22 protein-coding genes are annotated in these 20,941 nt (G+C 52.3%); 11 read left to right on the plus strand and 11 right to left on the minus strand.

The genetic code is table 11. The features are described 5' to 3' along the window. Window positions 1-4: 4 nt before the first annotated feature. Both FDW87_RS07255 and FDW87_RS07260 read right to left on the minus strand, forming a co-directional pair. Window positions 5-367 (minus strand): flagellar hook-basal body complex protein FliE, encoded by a 363-nt coding sequence (locus FDW87_RS07255; RefSeq protein WP_029139418.1) that lies wholly within the window; start codon window positions 365-367, stop codon window positions 5-7. Between the two features lie 47 nt (window positions 368-414). Continuing rightward, complete coding sequence (locus FDW87_RS07260) at window positions 415-1,401, minus strand: sigma-54-dependent Fis family transcriptional regulator (protein ID WP_016151826.1); 987 nt, start codon at window positions 1,399-1,401, stop codon at window positions 415-417. A 594-nt stretch (window positions 1,402-1,995) separates the two neighbouring features. Between FDW87_RS07260 and FDW87_RS07265 the strand changes: the two genes are divergently transcribed. From FDW87_RS07265 to FDW87_RS07295, 7 genes are read left to right on the plus strand one after another with little or no spacing between them, the layout of a single operon-like run. After that, complete coding sequence (locus tag FDW87_RS07265) at window positions 1,996-2,859, plus strand: FliM/FliN family flagellar motor switch protein (RefSeq protein WP_019076071.1); 864 nt, start codon at window positions 1,996-1,998, stop codon at window positions 2,857-2,859. Further along, complete coding sequence (locus FDW87_RS07270) at window positions 2,852-3,223, plus strand: FliM/FliN family flagellar motor switch protein (protein WP_016151824.1); 372 nt, start codon at window positions 2,852-2,854, stop codon at window positions 3,221-3,223. The genes FDW87_RS07265 and FDW87_RS07270 overlap by 8 nt, the downstream gene beginning before the upstream one ends. Continuing rightward, the gene (gene fliP / locus FDW87_RS07275) at window positions 3,220-3,978 is read left to right on the plus strand and encodes a flagellar type III secretion system pore protein FliP (protein WP_016151823.1); all 759 of its coding nucleotides are present in this window, start codon (window positions 3,220-3,222) and stop codon (window positions 3,976-3,978) included. The genes FDW87_RS07270 and fliP overlap by 4 nt, the downstream gene beginning before the upstream one ends. A gap of 12 nt (window positions 3,979-3,990) precedes the next feature. Further along, entirely contained in the window at window positions 3,991-4,263 is a 273-nt protein-coding gene (locus tag FDW87_RS07280) for a flagellar biosynthetic protein FliQ (RefSeq protein WP_016151822.1), read from the plus strand. 1 nt (window position 4,264) lies between these two features. Next, entirely contained in the window at window positions 4,265-5,047 is a 783-nt protein-coding gene (gene fliR, locus FDW87_RS07285; protein ID WP_046275396.1) for a flagellar biosynthetic protein FliR, read from the plus strand. Continuing rightward, entirely contained in the window at window positions 5,037-6,176 is a 1,140-nt protein-coding gene (flhB, locus tag FDW87_RS07290) for a flagellar biosynthesis protein FlhB (protein WP_019076069.1), read from the plus strand. Before fliR ends, flhB begins: the two co-directional genes overlap by 11 nt. Next, window positions 6,160-8,253 (plus strand): flagellar biosynthesis protein FlhA, encoded by a 2,094-nt coding sequence (locus tag FDW87_RS07295; RefSeq protein WP_016151819.1) that lies wholly within the window; start codon window positions 6,160-6,162, stop codon window positions 8,251-8,253. The genes flhB and FDW87_RS07295 overlap by 17 nt, the downstream gene beginning before the upstream one ends. A gap of 38 nt (window positions 8,254-8,291) precedes the next feature. Here the strand turns inward: FDW87_RS07295 and FDW87_RS07300 are convergent, their stop codons facing one another. Further along, window positions 8,292-9,053: a C40 family peptidase gene (locus FDW87_RS07300; protein WP_016155761.1), complete on the minus strand. Its 762-nt coding sequence runs from the start codon at window positions 9,051-9,053 to the stop codon at window positions 8,292-8,294. A 349-nt stretch (window positions 9,054-9,402) separates the two neighbouring features. Here FDW87_RS07300 and dpaA point away from each other — a divergent pair, with 349 nt between their 5' ends. Next, window positions 9,403-10,143 (plus strand): peptidoglycan meso-diaminopimelic acid protein amidase, encoded by a 741-nt coding sequence (dpaA, locus tag FDW87_RS07305; protein ID WP_016151817.1) that lies wholly within the window; start codon window positions 9,403-9,405, stop codon window positions 10,141-10,143. On the opposite strand, the gene FDW87_RS07310 is transcribed toward dpaA, so the two are convergent. Both FDW87_RS07310 and lpcA read right to left on the minus strand, forming a co-directional pair. Beyond that, a complete protein-coding gene (locus FDW87_RS07310) occupies window positions 10,114-10,881 on the minus strand; it encodes a class II glutamine amidotransferase (protein ID WP_016151816.1) in 768 nt (255 codons plus the stop codon). The two genes, dpaA and FDW87_RS07310, sit on opposite strands and share 30 nt — an antisense overlap. Before the next feature lie 149 nt (window positions 10,882-11,030). Next, entirely contained in the window at window positions 11,031-11,609 is a 579-nt protein-coding gene (gene lpcA, locus FDW87_RS07315; protein WP_016151815.1) for a D-sedoheptulose 7-phosphate isomerase, read from the minus strand. A gap of 239 nt (window positions 11,610-11,848) precedes the next feature. Here lpcA and fadE point away from each other — a divergent pair, with 239 nt between their 5' ends. The 3 genes from fadE to FDW87_RS07330 all read left to right on the plus strand — a co-directional run bounded on the left by fadE (window position 11,849) and on the right by FDW87_RS07330 (window position 15,760). Next, window positions 11,849-14,293 (plus strand): acyl-CoA dehydrogenase FadE, encoded by a 2,445-nt coding sequence (gene fadE / locus FDW87_RS07320; protein ID WP_016151814.1) that lies wholly within the window; start codon window positions 11,849-11,851, stop codon window positions 14,291-14,293. A 110-nt stretch (window positions 14,294-14,403) separates the two neighbouring features. Further along, on the plus strand, window positions 14,404-15,171 hold the full coding sequence (locus FDW87_RS07325; protein ID WP_016151813.1) for an amidohydrolase: 768 nt from the start codon (window positions 14,404-14,406) through the stop codon (window positions 15,169-15,171). Between the two features lie 178 nt (window positions 15,172-15,349). Then, complete coding sequence (locus tag FDW87_RS07330; protein WP_016155758.1) at window positions 15,350-15,760, plus strand: Spy/CpxP family protein refolding chaperone; 411 nt, start codon at window positions 15,350-15,352, stop codon at window positions 15,758-15,760. Between the two features lie 15 nt (window positions 15,761-15,775). Here FDW87_RS07330 and FDW87_RS07335 read toward each other — a convergent pair whose 3' ends face one another. The 6 genes from FDW87_RS07335 to FDW87_RS07360 all read right to left on the minus strand — a co-directional run. Then, entirely contained in the window at window positions 15,776-16,495 is a 720-nt protein-coding gene (locus tag FDW87_RS07335; RefSeq protein WP_103928933.1) for an EAL domain-containing protein, read from the minus strand. 1 nt (window position 16,496) lies between these two features. Continuing rightward, complete coding sequence (locus tag FDW87_RS07340; RefSeq protein ID WP_137379583.1) at window positions 16,497-18,164, minus strand: O-antigen ligase; 1,668 nt, start codon at window positions 18,162-18,164, stop codon at window positions 16,497-16,499. 1 nt (window position 18,165) lies between these two features. After that, complete coding sequence (locus FDW87_RS07345) at window positions 18,166-18,708, minus strand: fimbrial protein (protein WP_137379584.1); 543 nt, start codon at window positions 18,706-18,708, stop codon at window positions 18,166-18,168. Between the two features lie 9 nt (window positions 18,709-18,717). Beyond that, window positions 18,718-19,782, minus strand: coding sequence for a fimbrial protein (locus tag FDW87_RS07350; protein WP_046275744.1), 1,065 nt, complete (start codon window positions 19,780-19,782; stop codon window positions 18,718-18,720). Next, window positions 19,779-20,384: a fimbrial protein gene (locus FDW87_RS07355; protein ID WP_019076065.1), complete on the minus strand. Its 606-nt coding sequence runs from the start codon at window positions 20,382-20,384 to the stop codon at window positions 19,779-19,781. Before FDW87_RS07355 ends, FDW87_RS07350 begins: the two co-directional genes overlap by 4 nt. Before the next feature lie 12 nt (window positions 20,385-20,396). Next, the coding region (locus FDW87_RS07360; RefSeq protein WP_252363064.1) for a molecular chaperone at window positions 20,397-20,941 on the minus strand (545 nt) is incomplete at its 5' end.

The raw sequence follows: 20,941 nt of genomic DNA on the forward strand, positions 1-20,941 counted from the left end.
AGCGTTAGACTGACATGCTCATCAGGTCATTGAATCCGGAAGCGACTTTATTTCTGACCTGAACCAGAGCAGAAAACGATAACGATGCCTGCTGACTGGCAATCATGGCCCCCGCCAGGTCGTCGCTTTTCCCCATCTCAATGGCCGTTTGTTTTTGCTCCGCGACCTGCTGAAATTGATCAACATGATTCAGCGCGCCTTGCATGACGTGGTCGAACGAGACCGGAGATGATGCCGACTGGGCGCCCACGGCGTTAATCTGCATTGGCGAAAGGACAGGCGCCTGAGCGACCGCTTTCATCTGCTGCATGTCCTGCATCATTTGCGTCTGCATCGTACTGGCTGGGGCTATCGTATTTATGCTCATGACCTACTCTTAAAATTAAAAAAGCGTTCTCGCTACCACAGACTGATTCAGGAAAAGATCTCTATTCCCTGTTTTCGCATTGACGCCAGACGATAACGAAGCGCGCGTGGGGTAATGCCTAATAAATCAGCAATTTTTGTTTTATTACCCTGATATTTACGCATCAGGTCAGCGATATATTGATACTGCGCGCTACGGCCATGCTGACCCAGATTATCGCTGGTCGTTATTGGCATACTGGGCTTTGGCTGCCATTGCGGTTCGCTCCAGGAATCAGATTCAATGGATGGCAGACCTAAGGTATCGGGATAAATGACACCATCACGATTCAGGATCATTCCCCGTTGGATAGCGTTCTCAAGTTGACGCACGTTCCCCGGCCATTCGTAGCTGAGTAACGCCCGGCGTGATGATTCAGAAAGCTTGATATTTTTAACCAGTACCGTGGAGTATTTTTTGATAAACGACTCCGCCAGCGGAATAATGTCTTCCATACGCTCGCGCAGCGGCGGCATCGTCAACGGAATAACTGACAACCGATAATAGAGATCTTCTCTGAAGCGTCCTGCAGCCACTTCTTCTTCAAGATTTTTATTGGTACAGGCAATTAAACGGAAGTTCAGTTTGATTAAACGGTTACTGCCTAAGCGCTCAACCTGTTGCTCCTGCAATACACGCAATATTTTAGCCTGTAGCGCTAAAGGCATATCGCCAATCTCATCCAGTAATAATGTACCGTTATTGGCTAATTCCATTTTCCCCGGCACGGTCGCCACTGCTCCGGTGAATGCCCCTTTGTCATAACCAAACAACGTGGCTTCGAGCATATTTTCAGGGATAGCGGCACAGTTCACCCCGATATAGGGGGCCTGTGGCTCCTGCGCAAACGTAATTGAATGGATAAATTTGGCGATACATTCTTTACCAGTACCGGTTTCACCATGGATAAGCACTGGAACATTAAACGCAGCAATACGCCTTGCCATTGAAAAAACATTGATACTGGAGGCTGCTTCGGCAATAAGTTCAAACATGATTATTTTACACTTAGAAGTAAAGTTAACATCCGTTACGAGAAATATACAAATCATTCCAAAGCACAATCATCGAATAATAGATATCGCCCGTGCCATGTTTTAATCCCATCCTTGCTCATGTTTTACCGCCCCATCAAAGGGCAGCCCTATCGAAGACTATTTCAAAATAGGGTTTTTCCTAAAAAAATAGTAACACCGGCGCCTTTAACAATCTTAAATTAAAAGATAATAAAATTATTATTACATAAAAAACAACAAGTTATGGATGTAGCAGTATGAAAACAAGGCACACAAGACGTGCCTTACCAAGGTAAGAGGATTAGCGGGGAGCATCACGTATACGTAATTAATTATTTTTTAATTATAACCTGACACCATTAATAACTTGCAGAGGAGAGAGGTAAAATATCTAATGTCCAGCCCTACATCAGAGACGAGAGTAGGTACTGCATTTCATATCTAATGGACTTCAACAATATGAGAAAGCGTCAAGGATGAACCATAAATTAAATGGAGTAGTATTTTCTTTTATAACCGCGGGATTTGATATCAACTCATCCGCCCCAGAAATTACAGCTGAGAAAGCGTACCATGCTGAAATATAGTCAAACGCCCGGAATCTTTAAACTTGAAGGCAACCGGCTTGGGCGTCCTTATCATCGTCTGCCGACTATGTTTACGGGTAATTTTGATACAATTGAATCACATCTCGGAAACTATTTTCTGAAAAAACATCGCACAAATATAACACTCAGAAAAATACAATGTGAGATGGACGTTATCAATAAAAGCGCTGAGTTATTAGTCTCGCAGGTTGGACATTTGGCTTTTGATATCGATCGCGCGTTATTGTTAATGTTATTAGGTAACTTTTATGGCCTGACTTCATCGCTTGCAGACGAAAATTCAGAAGATGATTTACCAACCAAGACGGAAACCCGGCTGAGAAGCAGGCTGGCGCTGGATATTAGTAATATCATCTTTAATAAAAACATATCAGGCATTCCGCTGACGCTTAAACCTGACAGCAGTACTGTACAAACACATTGGGCTTATCAGCTCACTTTTGTTTTAGGTGATGAGGAGAATTGCAGTTTCCGCATCTTACTGGATGATTCCCATACCGATTACATTCTGAATTTAATCCGCCGTAGCGAGCACGGCGAGAAGAAAAAGCAGGTTGATAAAGCCAATGTTGAGATGCGTAAAAAAACGCTGATTAAAGAAATCATTCATACGCTGCCGCTGACCATGAACGTCAAGATTGCAGAAATTCCCCTCAATGTCGCTGACCTGACGACAATTAAACCCGGGGATATTTTACCTATCGCAATGCCTGAAACTTTCCCTGTTTATATTGGGAAATCCGAATTATTTAATGCCCTGATCGTAGAGGACAAAGACAAACTGTTTTTATCCGAATTAACGAGCAAGACGGAGAAATCCTATGAGTAAGCCAGAAGATATTTTAGAGCAAGGTTTCGAGTTAGCGCCCGAAACAACCACGCCAACGGCACCGTCGGCAACAGAAACGTTGGTGGCGCGTTTAGAAGACCGCTTTTCCGAGTCGATGTCATTACTCAAACGTATTCCGGTCACGCTAACGCTGGAAGTGTCATCCGTGGAAGTGATGCTGTCCGATCTGCTGAACATTGATGACGACACCGTCATTGAGATGGACAAGCTTGCCGGTGAACCGCTGGATATTAAGGTTAATAACATCCTGCTGGGCAAGGCTGAAGTGGTGGTGGTCAATGAAAAATATGGCCTGCGCGTCCTTGAATTCAACACGCATGAAATCAACGACCTGGCACCATGAAACGCGCACCAACCCTCACGCTCATACTGGGTATCTCATTACTCATCCTTTCTCCCTTTGCCTGCGCGCAAGGGGGAGATATCCCGTTGCTGAATGTGATTTCACACGGTAATAGCCAGGAATACAGCGTAAAAATCCAGGTCCTGATCCTGATGACCCTGGTGGGCATTCTGCCAACCCTGGTACTGATGATGACCTGCTTTACGCGTTTTATTATTGTTCTCTCCCTGCTGCGCCAGGCGTTGGGGCTACAGCAAACGCCACCCAACCGCATACTGATAGGCATTGCGCTGTCGTTAACCATGCTGGTGATGCGTCCGGTCTGGATCAACATTTACGACCACGCGGTTGTGCCTTTTGAAAACGATCAAATCACACTCCCTGACGCCCTGAGCACCGCCGCCTCGCCCCTGAAGCGCTTTATGCTGGCGCAGACCAACAAAAAAGCGATTGCGCAGATCATGACGATCGCCAACGCGAAAGGTAATGCAGCCGATCAGGATCTCTCCATTATCGTTCCGGCGTATGTGCTGAGCGAACTTAAAACCGCCTTCCAGATAGGCTTCATGATTTACATCCCGTTCCTGGTGATCGACCTGATCGTCGCCAGCGTGCTGATGGCGATGGGGATGATGATGCTGTCACCGCTGATCGTTTCCCTCCCCTTTAAGCTGATGCTGTTTGTGCTTATTGACGGCTGGGCGCTGACCGTCGGTACGCTGACCTCCAGTATTCGCGGTCTGGGGCTGGGCTAACGGAGATCGGATATGTTAACCATTGATGTAGCCGCAGATATCGTCGCCAGCGGCATAAAAGTCGTGATCATTTTAGTCTGCGTGTTGGTCGTTCCCAGCCTGCTGGTGGGGATGCTGGTCAGCATTTTTCAGGCCGTTACGCAGATTAACGAACAAACGCTCAGCTTTTTGCCCAGGCTTATCGTCACCCTCGCAGTTTTGGGCATTAGCGGAAAATGGATGATCGTCCAGTTAAGCGATCTCTGCGTGCATCTGTTCACTCAGGCCGCCATTCTGGTGCACTGACATGCGCGAAACAGACGTTACACAGTTAAGTAACCTGATACTGGGCATGTGGTTTCCATTCGTGCGCATTATGGCGTTTATTCACTACGCGCCGGTACTGGATAACGCGGCGCTCACGGTGCGAATACGCATAATTTTGTCCCTGGCGCTGGCCTTTATCATTACGCCGCTTATTCCCCATCCGGTTCCTGACAGCCTGCTGTCGATCAACAGCATTATTTTGACCGCAGAGCAGTTTCTGTGGGGCATGCTTTTCGGCCTGATGCTGCAGTTTTTATTTTTAGCGCTGCAGCTGGCCGGCCAGATCCTCTCTTTCAATATGGGGATGAGCATGGCGGTGATGAACGACCCCAGCAGCGGCGCATCAACGACGGTACTGGCGGAGATGATCAACATCTACGCGGTGATCCTGTTCTTTGCGATGGATGGGCATTTGCTGCTGGTGAGCATTTTATTCAAAGGCTTTACTTACTGGCCGATTGGTAATGCGCTGCATCCACAATCTTTGCGCACCATTTCCCTGGGGCTGGGCTGGGTGTTTGCCGCGGCCACCCTGCTGGCGCTGCCGACAACCTTTATCATGTTGATTGTCCAGGGCTGCTTTGGCCTGCTGAACCGCATTGCGCCTCCGCTCAACCTGTACTCATTAGGTTTTCCGATCAACATGCTGGCGGGTCTTGTCTGCTTTGCGACTCTGCTTTACAACCTGCCCGACCACTATTTGCACCTGGCAAATTTCGTCTTGCAGCAACTTGACGCGCTCAAGGGGCACTATGGCGGATAGCAGCAGCGAAGAAAAAACAGAAAAACCCTCGGCGCAAAAACTTCGCAAAGCCAGGCAAGAGGGGCAAATTCCGCGCTCAAAAGATATGGGGCTTGCCGCCAGTCTGTTTGCCGCGTTTATGGTGATCTCCAGCAGCTTCCCCTGGTATGAAGATTTTGTCCGCGAAAGCTTTATCAGTGTGCATCAGTATGCGCAGAACATTAATGATCCAGACATTATCGGCCAGTTCCTTGAGCACCATCTGCTGATTTTAGCCAAGTTCATCCTGACGCTGTTACCCATGCCGGTTGCCGCGCTGTTTGCCTCGCTGATTCCCGGAGGCTGGCTGTTCCTGCCGAAGAAAATTTTGCCGGACTTTAGCAAATTAAGCCCGCTCAAAGGGATTGGCCGTCTGTTTTCCACCGACCATCTGGTGGACACCGGCAAGATGACGCTCAAAGCGATTGTGCTGCTGGTGATGCTGTGGATTAGCGTGCGCAATAACGTTGCCGCCTTTCTGGGGTTACAGGAGCTGTATTTCAAACAGGCCGTCAGCGATGGCCTGGCGCTGTACAGCAGCATCATGCGCAACTTTGTCATCCTGTTTATTTTTTTCGCTCTGATTGATGTTCCTCTGGCGAAAAAAATGTTCACCAAAGGGTTGAAGATGACCAAACAGGAAGTGAAGGAAGAGTATAAAAATCAGGAAGGTAAGCCGGAGGTACGGGCCAGAATCCGTCGCCTGCAACGGCAAATGGCGATGGGGCAAATTCGCAAGGTGGTGCCAAAAGCCGATGTGGTGATCACCAACCCAACCCACTATGCCGTGGCGCTACAGTATGACCAGTCGCGCGCCGCCGCACCCTTCGTTGTCGCCAAAGGCACCGATGAAATCGCGCTGTATATCCGTCAGGTGGCGGCGGAGAGCAATATTGAGATTGTTGAATTTCCTAAGCTGGCGCGCTCCGTTTATTACACCACCCAGGTCAATCAACAGATCCCATTTCAACTTTATCGGGCGATAGCACACGTCCTGACCTATGTACTGCAAATGAAGCACTGGCGTGACGGTTCACAAGCACGCCCTTCGCTGAACAGACATATTTCCATTCCAAAAGAGGTTCTTAAACTGGATGCCGAAAACAACTAAACAATTCCTCGCGTTGCTGCGTAACGGTAACATCGGCATTCCGCTGGTCATACTGTCTATCCTGGCGATGGTGATCCTGCCATTACCACCGGCCGTGCTGGATATTCTGTTCACCTTTAACATCGTGCTGGCGGTGATGGTGCTGTTGGTGGCCGTTTCCGCGAAACGCCCGCTCGAATTCAGCCTGTTCCCGACCATTTTGCTGATCACCACCTTAATGCGCTTGACGCTGAACGTAGCATCAACGCGCGTGGTGTTACTGCACGGCCATATGGGCGCAGGCGCTGCCGGTAAGGTGATTGAGTCCTTTGGTCAGGTGGTGATCGGCGGTAACTTTGTCGTCGGTTTTGTGGTGTTCATCATCCTGATGATCATCAACTTTATCGTGGTTACCAAGGGTGCCGAGCGTATCTCCGAGGTTTCGGCCCGCTTTACGCTGGACGCCATGCCCGGGAAGCAGATGGCGATCGATGCCGATCTGAACGCAGGCCTGATTAATCAGGCCCAGGCGCAGGCGCGACGTAAAGATGTGGCGGGCGAAGCGGATTTCTATGGCGCAATGGACGGTGCGTCGAAGTTCGTACGCGGTGATGCCATCGCCGGGATGATGATCCTGGCCATCAACCTGATAGGCGGCGTCTGTATCGGTATTTTTAAATACGATCTAAGCGCCGAAGCCGCCTTCCAGCAATACGTACTGATGACCATCGGCGACGGTCTGGTCGCCCAGATCCCGTCTCTGCTGCTGTCGACGGCAGCGGCGATTATCGTTACACGCGTGAGCGACAGCGGTGATATCGCCACAGACGTGCGTAGCCAACTGCTGGCCAGCCCCTCCGTACTCTATACCGCCACCAGCATTATGTTTGTACTGGCGGTGGTACCGGGAATGCCGCATTTCCCGTTCCTGGTGTTCAGCGCCCTGATGGGGTTCACCGCCTGGCGTATGAGCAAGCGCCCGAAGGTGGCTGAAACTGAAGAGAAAAATCTTGAGACGCTGACCAAAACCATCGTTGAAACCACCGAGCAACAGGTCAGTTGGGAAACTATTCCTTTGATCGAGCCAATCAGCCTGAGCCTGGGGTACAAGCTGGTATCGCTGGTAGACAAATCCAAAGGGAATCCGCTCACTCAACGTATTCGCGGTGTACGGCAGGTTATCTCAGACACTAACGGCGTGCTGCTCCCGGAAATTCGCATCCGCGAAAACTTCCGTCTAAAACCGACCCAGTACGCCATTTTTATCAATGGGATCAAAGCTGATGAGGCCGATATTCCCTCAGATAAGCTGATGGCGCTGCCCTCCAGTGAAACGTATGGCGAGATCGATGGTGTTTTAGGCCACGATCCGGCCTATGGTATGCCGGTGACGTGGATTGTCCCGGCGCAAAAAGCCAAAGCGCTAAATATGGGGTATCAGGTCATTGATAGTGCCAGCGTCATTGCGACGCATGTAAATAAGGTCATTCGCAACTTTATTCCCGACCTGTTTAACTACGATGATATTACCCAACTGCATAACCGCCTCTCTTCGATGGCCCCCCGTCTGGCGGAAGATCTGAGCGCGGCGCTGAATTACAGCCAGCTCTTGAAGGTTTATCGGGCGCTGCTGGTAGAAGGCGTGCCGCTGCGCGATATCGTTACCATTGCCACCGTACTGGTCGCCAGTAGCGCCGTCACTAAAGATCATATTCTGTTGACGGCAGATGTGCGTCTGGCGCTCCGTCGCAGCATTACCCATCCGTTTGTGCGCAAAGATGAGCTGGCGGTCTACACGCTGAATAATGAGCTGGAGAATCTGCTGGCTAATGTAGTGAATCAGGCTCAGCAAAGCGGCAAAGTGGTGCTCGATAGCGTACCGGTCGATCCTAATATGCTAAATCAGTTCCAGACCAATATGCCGCAGATTAAAGAACAGATGAAAGCCGCGGGTAAAGAGCCGGTACTGCTGGTCGCACCGCAGCTACGTCCTCTGCTTGCGCGCTATGCGCGCCTGTTTGCACCAGGCTTACAGGTGTTGTCATATAACGAAGTTCCGGATGAGCTGGAATTAAAGATTATGGGGGCGTTGAGTTAACCCCTGACGAGGCGGTGCCATTCGCACCGCCTTTTTGATTACAGAATGGTATTTTCCGTCAGAATACGACGGGCGCCGAGATAATGATCCTGCCAGAAGTCATCGGATAAATTGCTCACCCGAATCGTTTCTCCCGTACGCGGCGATTCAATAAATTGTCCCTGCCCCAAATAGACGCCCATATGATCGGCAATATCCCGACTGTGAATATGAAAGAACAATAAATCACCACGACGAAGGTCGCGATTAGCAACGATGGTCGCCCGCCGATAGTGATACATTTCATTCGCCGTACGTGGCAATTTTGCTGCCAGAATTTTGTTGTAGGCATAAAAGATCAGCCCGCTACAGTCAAAGCCTTGTTCCGGGCTGGTCCCGCCCCACAAATAGGGTTTACCTAACTGCTGCTCAAGACGGTGGATTGCCACTTCGGTTATGTTGTGCAGATGATCGCTACTGAGAAAATGGTCATTCTCAGCCAGCTCCTGCCAGCGTTGATCGCTCGCTTTTAGTGGCCCCGGGAACCACTCCGGGTGCTGTTTAATCAGCGTCCTGTTTTGCTGGCGCAGCGCGCTTTTACTTTGCGCATTACCTTCCACCACATAACTTGCCTGCTTTTTTACCTGCGCGTGGTACTGCTTCAGCAGCCGGGCGCGGTTACGCATGCGTAATTGCGCCGCATAGCTTAAATGGGCGTCAGATAAGAGGGGCTGAACTTTGGCGACAGACGGCGAGGACAACACAACACACAAAGACAGCAGACCCGGCAAAAAGCGTCGGGGCGCAGAGACAAAAGACATGAAAATAACACTACCTAATCAAACACGTTCGCCGCAGTCTACCGCTATTGCCGGGCATTCCATTTTAATATTCGATTATTAAATTATTAATTTTTTAAATTCAATATATTAGGAATTCTGCACTCAGAAGACTAAATGACGTGCGCTAACCCGCAAAATACGTCAGTTTCTGACTGCCTTTAAGCACAATTTTCCGTATAAAGAAAATCTAAAGTGTAAACGCCGCACGAGAGACTTGCGAAAAACTCTCTGGGTGATAATGTGAGCGCTCCAGATCCAGATTTATCCGATTTGGGAACTCTTTTAGCCGTCCTGGCGTGTGTAATCGTTTTATCAAGGAATAAGCAGTATGCGTAAAATCGCATTTTTTCTTGCGATGCTTTTATTGCCGTGCGTTTCATTTGCCGGTTTGCTGAGCAGCAGCAGCCCGACTACGCCTGTCAGCAAAGAATATAAGCAGCAATTAATGGGCTCCCCCGTCTATATCCAGATCTTCAAAGAAGAGCGAACGCTGGATCTGTACGTCAAGATGGGCGAACAGTATCAATTGCTCGACAGCTATAAGATCTGCAATTATTCCGGCGGCTTAGGTCCGAAACAGCGTCAGGGCGATTTCAAAAGCCCGGAAGGGTTTTACAGCGTACAGCGCGGACAGCTGAAACCGGATAGCCGCTTTTATAAAGCGATTAACATTGGTTTCCCTAACGCCTACGACCGCGCACACGGTTATGAAGGTAAATACCTGATGATCCACGGCGCCTGCGTTTCCGTCGGCTGCTACGCAATGACCGACAACGGCATTGATGAGATTTTCCAGTTTGTCACCGGCGCACTGGTGTTTGGGCAGTCCAGCGTGCAGGTTAGCATTTATCCATTCCGCATGACCGATGCCAACATGCAGCGCCATAAGTTCTCGTATTACAAAGAATTCTGGGCGCAGCTAAAGCCTGGCTACGATTACTTTGAACAAACGCGTAAGCCACCGACCGTTTCCGTCGTCGATGGCCGTTACGTTATCAGCAAGCCGTTGAGCCACGAAGTGGTTCAGCCGCAACTGGCATCAAACTATACGCTCCCCGAGACAAAATAACGCCCACTCGCCTGGCATAATCTTTTGCCAGGTTTCATTGCCGGTTAGCGGCTGAGTGGCAATCACGGTGACCACATCATTGGGTGTGGTCTCTGAGCTAAAATCGATTTCCACATCCTGATCCAGCAGTGTCGCCACGCCAAACGGCGCACGACGGGTGATCCAAAACAGGTTGGTCGAGCAGAAAGCCATCACATAACGCCCGTCAGACAACAGCATGTTGAAGACGCCCTTCTCACGCAATTCTCCTGCCAGCATCGCGATATATTTAAACACTGCCGTCATATTGCCAGGCGTACGCGGATAACGTTCAGTTAGCTTGTGGAGCAGCCAGCAGAAAGCTTTTTCGCTGTCGGTTTCCCCGACCGGACGGAAATTACCGGTTTCCAGCGATTTATAGCCGCTGAGCTGTCCATTATGAGCGTACGTCCAGTTACGTCCCCACAGTTCACGCGTAAATGGATGGGTATTTTCCAATGCCACTTCGCCACGATTCGCCTGACGAATATGGGCAATCACGGAACAGGATTTGATGGGATAGTCTTGTACCAGTTTGGCGATAGGCGAATTAAAGCTGGGTTGCGGATCTTTAAACGTACGGCAACCCTTACCTTCATAAAACGTAATACCCCAGCCGTCTTTGTGCGGCCCGGTACCTCCGCCGCGCTGAACCAGCCCGGTGAAGCTAAAGCAGATATCGGTTGGCACATTGGCGCTCATCCCGAGCAGTTCGCACATACATCACCTCCACAAACGCCTTTAAGCGGGAAGGCGTAATTGTTGCAGCCAGTTTAGATTCGGACAGCGCGCGGAAACCGGAGCGTACACGTAGTACGTGAAGATTTCGGGCACTGCCCGGATTCAAAATGGCAAATAAAATAGCCTTCTTACTTCACCATCTCTTTTTCGATCAACTGGATCAGGATATGGATCACTTTGATATGAATTTCCTGAATGCGGTCAGCATAGCCAAAGTGCGGCACGCGAATTTCGATATCCGCGCTGCCCGCCATTTTGCCGCCATCTTTACCAGTCAGGGTGATGACTTTCATCCCTTTCTCACGCGCTGCGGCAATCGCTTTAATCACGTTACCGGAGTTACCCGAAGTAGAGATGCCTAACAGGACATCGCCTTCGCGACCCACGGCTTCAACGTAGCGGGAGAAGACATAATCGTAACCGAAATCGTTGCTGACGCAGGAGATATGGCTGACATCAGAGATAGCGATCGCCGGGTAGCCTGGGCGGTTTTCGCGATAACGTCCGGTCAGCTCTTCGGCGAAGTGCATCGCATCGCAATGGGAACCGCCGTTACCGCAAGAAAGTACCTTACCGCCAGCTTTAAAGCTGTCTGCCAACAGGACCGCCGCGCGCTGAATGGCGTGAATATTGGCGTCATCTTTAAGAAAATTAGCCAGCGTTTCCGCCGCTTCGCTCAGTTCGTTACGAATAAGATCCTGGTACATGAGGATATCCTTCAGCATGAATGTAAATGACAAGATGCAGTGTACCGGATAGCGCTACCAGCGAGAAGCACAAGCCACAGGAATGGCTGCGGCTTTTGATTTTTTGTGCCGGTTAAAACAGCAACAATGTGAGCTTTGTTGTAATTATTTTGTAAACGCATTGCTAAAAGAATTTACATCCACTACAACCATATCATCACAAGTGGTCAGACCTCCTACAAGCAAGGGAGCTTTTCGTTATGATGATTTTGAGTATTATCGCTACGGTTGTTCTGCTCAGCGTTCTGTTTTATCACCGCGTGAGCTTATTCCTCAGCAGCTTAATTTTGCTCGCCTGGACAGCTGCGCTTGGCGTGGTTGGCCTGTGGTCAATCTGGCTGCTGGTTCCTCTGGCCATTCTCCTCGTACCGTTTAACTTTACGCCAATGCGCAAATCCATGATCTCTGCGCCAGTGTTCCGCGGTTTCCGTAAAGTCATGCCGCCGATGTCGCGCACTGAGAAAGAGGCGATTGATGCCGGTACAACCTGGTGGGAAGGCGACCTGTTCCAGGGCAAGCCAGACTGGAAAAAACTGCATAACTATCCTCAGCCGCATCTGACAGCTGAAGAACAAGCGTTTATTGACGGCCCGGTGGAAGAAGCCTGCCGCATGGCGAACGACTTCCAGATCACCCATGAACTCGCGGATCTGCCGCCGGAACTGTGGGCGTATCTGAAAGAACACCGCTTCTTCGCGATGATCATTAAGAAAGAGTACGGCGGGCTGGAATTCTCCGCGTATGCTCAGGCTCGCGTTCTGCAGAAACTCTCCGGCGTTTCCGGGATCCTGGCGATCACCGTTGGCGTACCTAACTCCTTAGGCCCTGGCGAACTGCTGCAGCATTACGGCACCGAAGAGCAGAAGAATCATTACCTGCCGCGTCTGGCACGTGGTCAGGAGATCCCCTGCTTTGCTCTGACCAGCCCGGAAGCGGGTTCCGACGCAGGCGCGATCCCTGATACCGGCGTGGTTTGTATGGGCGACTGGCAGGGCCAGCAGGTGCTGGGTATGCGCCTGACCTGGAATAAGCGTTATATCACCCTGGCGCCTATCGCTACCGTACTGGGTCTGGCATTTAAACTCTCCGACCCGGAAAAACTGCTGGGTGGTGAAGAAGATCTCGGCATTACCTGTGCGCTGATCCCAACGTCAACGCCAGGCGTACAAATTGGGCGTCGACACTTCCCGCTGAACGTGCCGTTCCAGAACGGTCCGACGCTGGGCAAAGATGTCTTCGTACCGATTGATTACATCATCGGTGGCCCAAAAATGGCCGGTCAGGGCTGGCGCATGCTGGTGGAATGTCTGTCCGTGGGACGCGGTATTACCCTGCCGTCTAACTCGACGGGCGGCGTGAAATCGGTCGCAATGGCAACCGGCGCGTATGCGCACATTCGTCGCCAGTTCAAAATCTCTATCGGTAAGATGGAAGGTATTGAAGAGCCGTTGGCACGTATTGCGGGTAACGCGTACGTGATGGATGCAGCGGCGTCGCTGATTACCTACGGTATTATGCTGGGTGAAAAACCGGCGGTGCTGTCGGCCATCGTGAAGTATCACTGTACCCACCGTGGACAGCAGTCAATCATCGATGCAATGGATATTACTGGCGGTAAAGGCATTATGCTTGGCGAAAGCAACTTCCTCGCCCGTGCTTATCAGGGCGCGCCTATCGCCATTACCGTTGAAGGTGCCAACATTCTGACCCGGAGCATGATGATCTTCGGTCAGGGGGCGATTCGCTGCCATCCGTACGTTCTGGAAGAGATGGCTGCGGCACAGAGTAACGATGTGAATGCGTTCGACAAGCTGCTGTTCAAACACATCGGCCACGTCGGCAGTAACAAAGTGCGCAGCTTCTGGTTGGGCCTGACGCGCGGCTTAACCAGCAGCACGCCAACCGGCGATGCGACCAAACGTTACTACCAGCATCTGAACCGTCTGAGTGCTAACCTGGCACTGCTTTCAGATGTCTCCATGGCCGTACTGGGCGGTAGCCTGAAGCGCCGTGAACGTATCTCCGCGCGTCTGGGCGATGTATTAAGTCAGCTGTATCTGGCCTCCGCAGTACTGAAGCGTTATGACGATGAAGGCCGTAATGAAGCAGACCTGCCGTTGGTTCACTGGGGCGTTCAGGATGCGTTGTACAAAGCGGAACAGGCGATGGACGACCTGCTGAAAAACTTCCCGAACCGACTGGTCGCGGGCCTGCTGAATGTGGTTATCTTCCCTACCGGTCGCCACTACCATGCACCGTCTGACAAGCTGGATCATAAAGTCGCGAAGATTCTGCAGGTTCCGAGCGCCACCCGTTCTCGCCTTGGTCGTGGTCAATACCTGACGCCGAGCGAGCATAACCCGGTAGGTTTGCTGGAAGAGGCTTTGCTGGATGTGATTGCAGCCGACCCTATCCATCAGCGGATCTGCAAAGAGCTGGGTAAAAACCTGCCGTTTACCCGCCTGGATGAACTGGCGCACAATGCGCTGGCTAAAGGGCTGATTGATAAAGACGAAGCCGCAATTCTGGTGAAAGCCGAAGCGAGTCGTCTGCGTAGCATCAACGTGGATGACTTTGAACCCGAGGCGCTGGCGACTCAGCCGGTAAAGCTGCCAGAGAAGGTGCGTAAAGTCGAAGCCGCGTAACGACACACGCACAACGTTTAGCCCCGCTTAATGCGGGGCTTTTTATTGCCACATTTCAGTTAGAGCTCATGCTACAGTGTCAAAATGTTGTTCAATGAGGAGCCTCGATCGTGCCCGGTTTGAAAATTACTCTGCTGCAACAACCGCTGATCTGGATGGATGGCCCGGCCAACCTGCGCCATTTCGACCGCCAACTGGAAACCGTCACCGGACGTGATGTCATTGTGTTACCTGAAATGTTTACCAGCGGATTTGCCATGGAAGCGGCAAGCAAATCGCTGCCGCAGGAAGAGGTTGTCAGTTGGATGCGCACTAAGGCGCAACAGACGAACGCCCTTATAGCAGGCAGCGCCGCTCTCTTGTCTGAACGTGGCCCGGTAAACCGCTTTTTGCTGGTCGAACCCGAAGGTAATGTCCATTTCTATGACAAGCGCCACCTGTTCCGCATGGCGGATGAACATCAACATTATCAGGCGGGTGACGCGCGGGTTATTTTTGAATGGCGCGGCTGGCGCATTCTGCCGTTGGTCTGTTATGACCTGCGTTTTCCGGTATGGTCGCGCAACCGCAACGATTACGACCTGGCATTGTATGTCGCCAACTGGCCGGCGCCTCGTTCGCTACACTGGCAGGTTCTGCTCACCGCGCGGGCAATTGAGAACCAGGCTTATGTAGCAGGATGTAACCGCGTGGGTACTGACGGTAACGGCCATCATTATCGCGGTGACAGCCGGGTGATTAATCCGCAGGGGGAGATTATTGCCACCGCCGAGCCGCATCAGGCTACGCGCATTGACGCTGAACTGTCACTCTCGGCGCTGCGCGAGTACCGCGAGAAATTCCCCGCCTGGCAGGACGCTGACCCGTTCACGCTGTAGATATCGCCTTCCCTCCCGCTGCACAACGTTTTCCGTAGCGGGATTGTTTCACTCCGTAACCAACCGCAAAACAAATTCGCGTGGCGACGTGTTTCGGGCATCGTATTCTGCAAAGGATAATCACTCGTCACCAGCGAGTGACAGACAATGTTAATAATTCCCTTATCAGGATCCCGAAATGAAGAACTTCGTACGCATGACTTTGCTGGCGGCAACCGTGGCTGGCGCTTCTTTTAGCACGCTTGCAGCAAACGTATCCAATGTACCCGCACCAGCTCAGGACCCGGTAGTTCAGCACCTTAAACTGAGCACTGACCAGGTTGCGCAGATTAAAAAACTGCACCAGCAGCTTGAAACCAACGTTAGCCAGATATCGGTGAAGGATGTTAAAGACGGCGCGTTGATTGACGTCATCAAGTCCGGGAAATGGGATGAAGCCGCCGTCAAAAAACAGCTTTCCGCCTTCAGCAATATCGAACAGCAGGCGCGTTATTACCGCGTGAAATACTATTTCGACCTGAACAAAGTACTGACCCCAGAACAGCGCCAGCAGGTGCAAAAAGATATCGCACAGACGCTGAGCGAATAATGACCATGGCCTGAATCAGCAATGATTCAGGCCTTTCGGTAATACTTCCTGCTCGAACAAAAATCCCTGCACAGCATCTGCGCCGCTCATACGGCAAATGGCGTAATCCTGCGGCGTTTCCACCCCCTCGATCACAACCCGTTCTCCCAGCCCGCGAAATTGATTGACCAGTACCCTTAACTGCCAATCCGACGTCCTGAACTGATGAAACATTCCGCTTTCAATTTTGATGGCATCGAAACGGATGCCAGACAGTCGCCAAACAAAAAATAGCTCAGGCGAAACATCATCCAGCCACACGCGAAACCCGTGACGCACCAGGGTTTTAACGGCAATGCATACGGCCTGCTGTTCTGCCTTTTCCAGTCGCATCATGGTGCCAGGATCCTGTATTTCGATAACAATCCGCCCCTGATGCGCCTGCCGGGCGAGCTGCGCAATCCACGACAGACAGGTCAGCATCCTGACGGATAAATTCAGCGAATAACTTCCTGAGAGTGCCAGTACCTGCCGCATTTGCCACAGAAATAGCTGCTGTTTTGCGGTGATGGAAAGGTGCTTGAAAAAAAGATCGAGCGGTAGCGGCGTGCGTACCTGACTTAACACCTCACAGACATCCAGCGATGCATCATCAAAAAAATGGATGCGCTGCAAACGGATCCCGGTGATCCGCAGCAGCTCGGCGTTGCGGGGAAGCTCTGGCCCAGGGCGGGTCTGTTCGCTGAATCTGTTCATATCATTCCATTTTTTGATTGAAAGGACGTCGTGCATCCTGCAGCCACGGGATACGGCGATCGTTCGGGTATGTCAGGTAAAAGCGCGTCGCCAGACGATGCGCCTCAGGTAGGTCGCGCTGCTGTAACGCCAGCAAGATTTGCGTGAAGGAGACATTCGGGTCTGGGTGAACACGCACATAGTCAGGCGCCCAGCGGCGAACCGCTTCCAGCCAGCGAGCATCCCGGGTACGCTGATACCGTTGCAGATACCCCATCTGAACATCAAACCGGTAGCGAGGGGCAAGGAGCCAGCCTCCTACCGGGAGCGACTCGGCCAGACGCCACTGCGCTGACTGCCGCTCCGCCAGCGTCAACTGCTGTTGCGTGTGCAGTGAGAGAAGCAACAGTGGCGTGAAGGTTAAAAACGAGATCAATGCCAGCGCACGAATCAGCGACGTCGACGTAAGCGTCAGGCGAGCCCCTTTTAGCGGGCTATCTGCACAACGAAGCAGCAGGATCAGCAGTAACCAGTGTGGTGTTGACTGCCTGGCGGGGTATTCCGTCAACATATGAATGACCACCGGCAGCGCCGCCACCAGACAAGCGCGACGCCAGCGATTTCCGTGCATCCACAGCCAGAAGCCCCCCGTAATAAAGCACAGCGCCCCCGCCAACCCCACCAGGCCGCCCTCCACCAGCCACAGCACCAGCTCATTGTGCGGATGCGAGATGCTGCTCAGCCCCAACGGCCCCGCACGTTCGAGAAACACGGCGGCAAAACTGCCCACGCCCCACCCCGTCCACGGGCGTTCGGCAAATAATGCCAGTGACGTTTTAAGCACCGTCCAGCGCACCTGGGAAGTGGTCAGGTGATCGACTGTAGCAACGGACAAAAAATAGCGAGCGAGCGTGCCCGCCACCATGCCTAACGCCAGCGGCAGCAGAAGTAGCAACAACATACGGCGTTGCGCCGGGAAAACCACCAGCAGCAAGACTTCACCTACCACCACAGACACATAGCCGGTTTGCGACTGGGATTCATGCAGCACAAAGCCCATCATCACCAGAGCAACCCCGATGACAATTCGATATCTGTCGCGTAGCCGTAAAAAGAGCGGAGCTGACAGCAGCACACCAGATGCAGTGAAGCTGGCCATCAGATTGACCTGCTGAAAAATACCGTAGGGCCGCGTACCGCGTCGCCAGGCAAACTCCCAGTAATCAACACCCGGCAAATGCCAGTACTGATACAAAAACGCCAGACATTCGATGACGCACGCGCCCCATAGCAGGGTCAGCAGTACCGTCAGGGTGTTTGCCGCAAGCGGAATCTGCAATGTCACCAGATAGACGAGCACGCCTCCCAGCAGCGCCCCTGCGACCAGGTGCGCCTCGAACTGCCAGACGCCAGGCGTCAGCAGACAAAGCAGCGTCAGGATGAGCGCCCCCATCGAAAAAACCGTGGCGGGGACAGTGATGTGCCAGTGTTGACGAGGCACCAGCACTGATGCGCTTGCAGCCAGCACAACGGCATAAATCCAGCTCGTAATATTAAGCGGCAACGACAGACCGCTGCCGCCGTTATTCGGCCAGTAGAGATGCATTACCCCACACCAGAAAAACAGACTAATAACGAGCAATAATTTCTGCGCAGGCAGCGGGGCAATACGATTCAGTGCGTTCATCATGCTACTGGTAGTTCAGTGTCCAGGTTCCGCTGGCGCTGAACGGACCGTATTCGAGAGACTGATTTTTTATCGCCGACGGCTCTGCTGCGACCCACGCCCAAAAATTTAGCGTCATCGAGCCTGCAGTTATCTCTTTGACTGACGTACTCTCATCAAGGCGGATTGCCGTGCCGTCCTCTTCGCTCATCCCAATACCGATCCCTGTCGCGCCGCCCTGTTCACTGCTATCCAGCGCCAGATGATCGGCAAGCTCAGCATCCTCACTACCACTGAAAGTGACCGAGATCCCGCGAAAAACCTCTGGGTTGCAGTCGCGTAGCTGAATGCTGAATTTTTCCGGCTTACTGCGCCCCGAAAGATAGAGATCCTGCGTTGCGATTTGCCCGAAATCGACCTCGATTTTGTCGCCTCCAGGTGCCAGGCTGCAGGCCAGCGCTCTGATAGTGCCGTGAAAATACATATCGCCGCCGACCAGTTTGGTGTCGGCCTGCGCCATGCCGCCAAGCAGTAACACGCCGATCGCGAATAACGCCGAAAATCTCATGGCATCCCCCTACTGAAACTGCGCAACAACGGTGGCAGAGGCTTCAAACTCACCTTCCTTAACGCTTCCCACGCCCGGCTTTGCCACCGGTGCAGCGGTGAGATTCCAGTCGCCCTGATTCTGGTAAAAACCTTTCACGTTATAGAATTGATTGGGCACGACGGTGCCACCGCTCTCGTCTTTAAGCATAATGCCGAGATCGTCGCGCTTTTGTCCGCCGCTCAGCGTGCCGAGGAGATGATCGTTGAACCCCGCCGTGCCTGACGCCGTGGTAGTTTGCACGCCAAGATTAATGTTCAGCGCGCCCTGATCGAAGCTGCCGCCTTCACAAACAACATGAATGGGGATCGACTTGCTGTAGTTAGTGCCATTGAGCCGGGCAGCGGATCCTGGCAGATCGCCAAACTCAATACTGATTTTGTCTCCCCGGTTGAAGGTGCATTTGTCCGGTACGGTAATCAGCCCGGATTTAATCACCACACGGGAAATCGCCGTAGTCGGCGTAGGTCCCGCGCTCCCCATGCGCCCGGCAACCTCCACCAGCGATTGGGAAGTGATATTGATGCCGTTGATAATGGGTTTAGTGACAATAAACGTCACTTTCCCTTTTGAACCACTTTCAACGTTAGTGGCGCGCGTGTAGCCCTTGCGCTTTTTGCAAGTGTTATTGCTGTTGCGGTTTGAAACGTTGGTAAAAGGCGCCTGAACATACTGTTTATAGCCCCCGGCAACCCACACCTGCACTTCCACATCCAGATACTCATTTAGCCGAAAACGGTTCGCCCCCTGATTTGAAGGCGGCATCGTAGTCGTGGTGGTGTAGTAAATCGGCGACCGGGAGATGTCAGCCTGCTCGCAATAGAAATTCACCACATACCAACTGCCCAGATTCCAGGTAAACGGATCCGTTCTGCCACCCACGTGGTTTTTACTGACATCCAGCGAGCTCAATTCGATATCGTACTGATGCGGCGACCCGCCCTCCGGCTCACCTTCCCCCTGTGTAAATGCCTGCCCGACCAGTGGACAGCCAGCCAGGGCAACCCACAACAGCGCTTTGCGTAATACGCTCATAGATACTCCAGCTTAAGTCTCACCAGACCGTTAAATTCTCCGGCAGTCACCTCTGGCCCAAAAGATTCCAGCGTGGCCAGAAAGTGAATGGCGTTATCGCCTGGTTTGAGGATCCACATACGTTGCGGTTGGTTCAGATGGATCAGCTGATTACGCTCGGTCAGTAGCCGAATGCCCGCGCCGCGCACATCACCACGAATACGCCCCAGGTCACTGTTTTCCGGCGCGCCTTCGGCCATCAGCGTCATCGAAACGCCACGTTCCACCGTGCTGTGCGCCAGCTCAGGCATTTCGCTGGTCTGCCCGGGGAAATCCCTCAGGGTATGACCAGAGCCCTTTAAGCAGCCGTTCAGGTACAGCGTGACCAACACCGGTTCGCTGCGATCGCCGCCCTGGCGAAACCGACTGGCGGAAATATCACCAAGATTGATGGTCTGATCGCGTGAGGCCATATCCAGCACGCACGGCGACACGTAGACCCGGCCATGAAAGCGGACGTTGCCATACTCACCGGACACGTTGCTCATATCCTGGCGGCCGCTGGTGGCCTGAACCTGCCAGGCCATGCCCGCCATTAGCAGGGCGCAAAGCATCTTTTTCATTTACGATTCCTGTTACCGGGGCTGTTGCTCCATCGGCAATGCTTTACATACATTGCCTGTGCAGCTGAATTTCAGTTCGGGATGACCGCCAAAATCGTTCACGTACATCATGCTGAACTGGCTGACGCTGCCGTCCGTGACGCTGAAATCGAGAGAGGATTTTGGTGAGACCATAACGCCGGGGAAGTCGGTCAATCTGCCGCCTCCCTGCGCTTCTGGCTTGCGGCTTAAGCCGATTAAGGTGACGAAGTAAGGCGTTGGGTTATCCACACTCCAGCGCTGGCCCTGCTTGTGAAAGACCAGTTGGTTTTGCCACACGGCGCCCGGTGTTTCCGGCACAATGGCGGCCGGACGGTAGAACAATTTGATGCGCGACTGCATCGCCAGTTGCAGCACGTTCGGCTTATCCGGTTTAGGTGGAATTTCACGTACGTTCAGGTAGAACAAGCTCTCGCGATCCTGCGGCAGGGCGTTGATCCCGCTGGTTTTCGTCACGCGGGCAATTCCCTTTTGCCCGCCGTTAATTCGTTGCAGCGGCGGTAAGACCATTAGCGGCG

It is taken from the genome of Citrobacter sp. wls826 (genome assembly GCF_005281245.1).
GTDB lineage: Bacteria > Pseudomonadota > Gammaproteobacteria > Enterobacterales > Enterobacteriaceae > Citrobacter > Citrobacter braakii.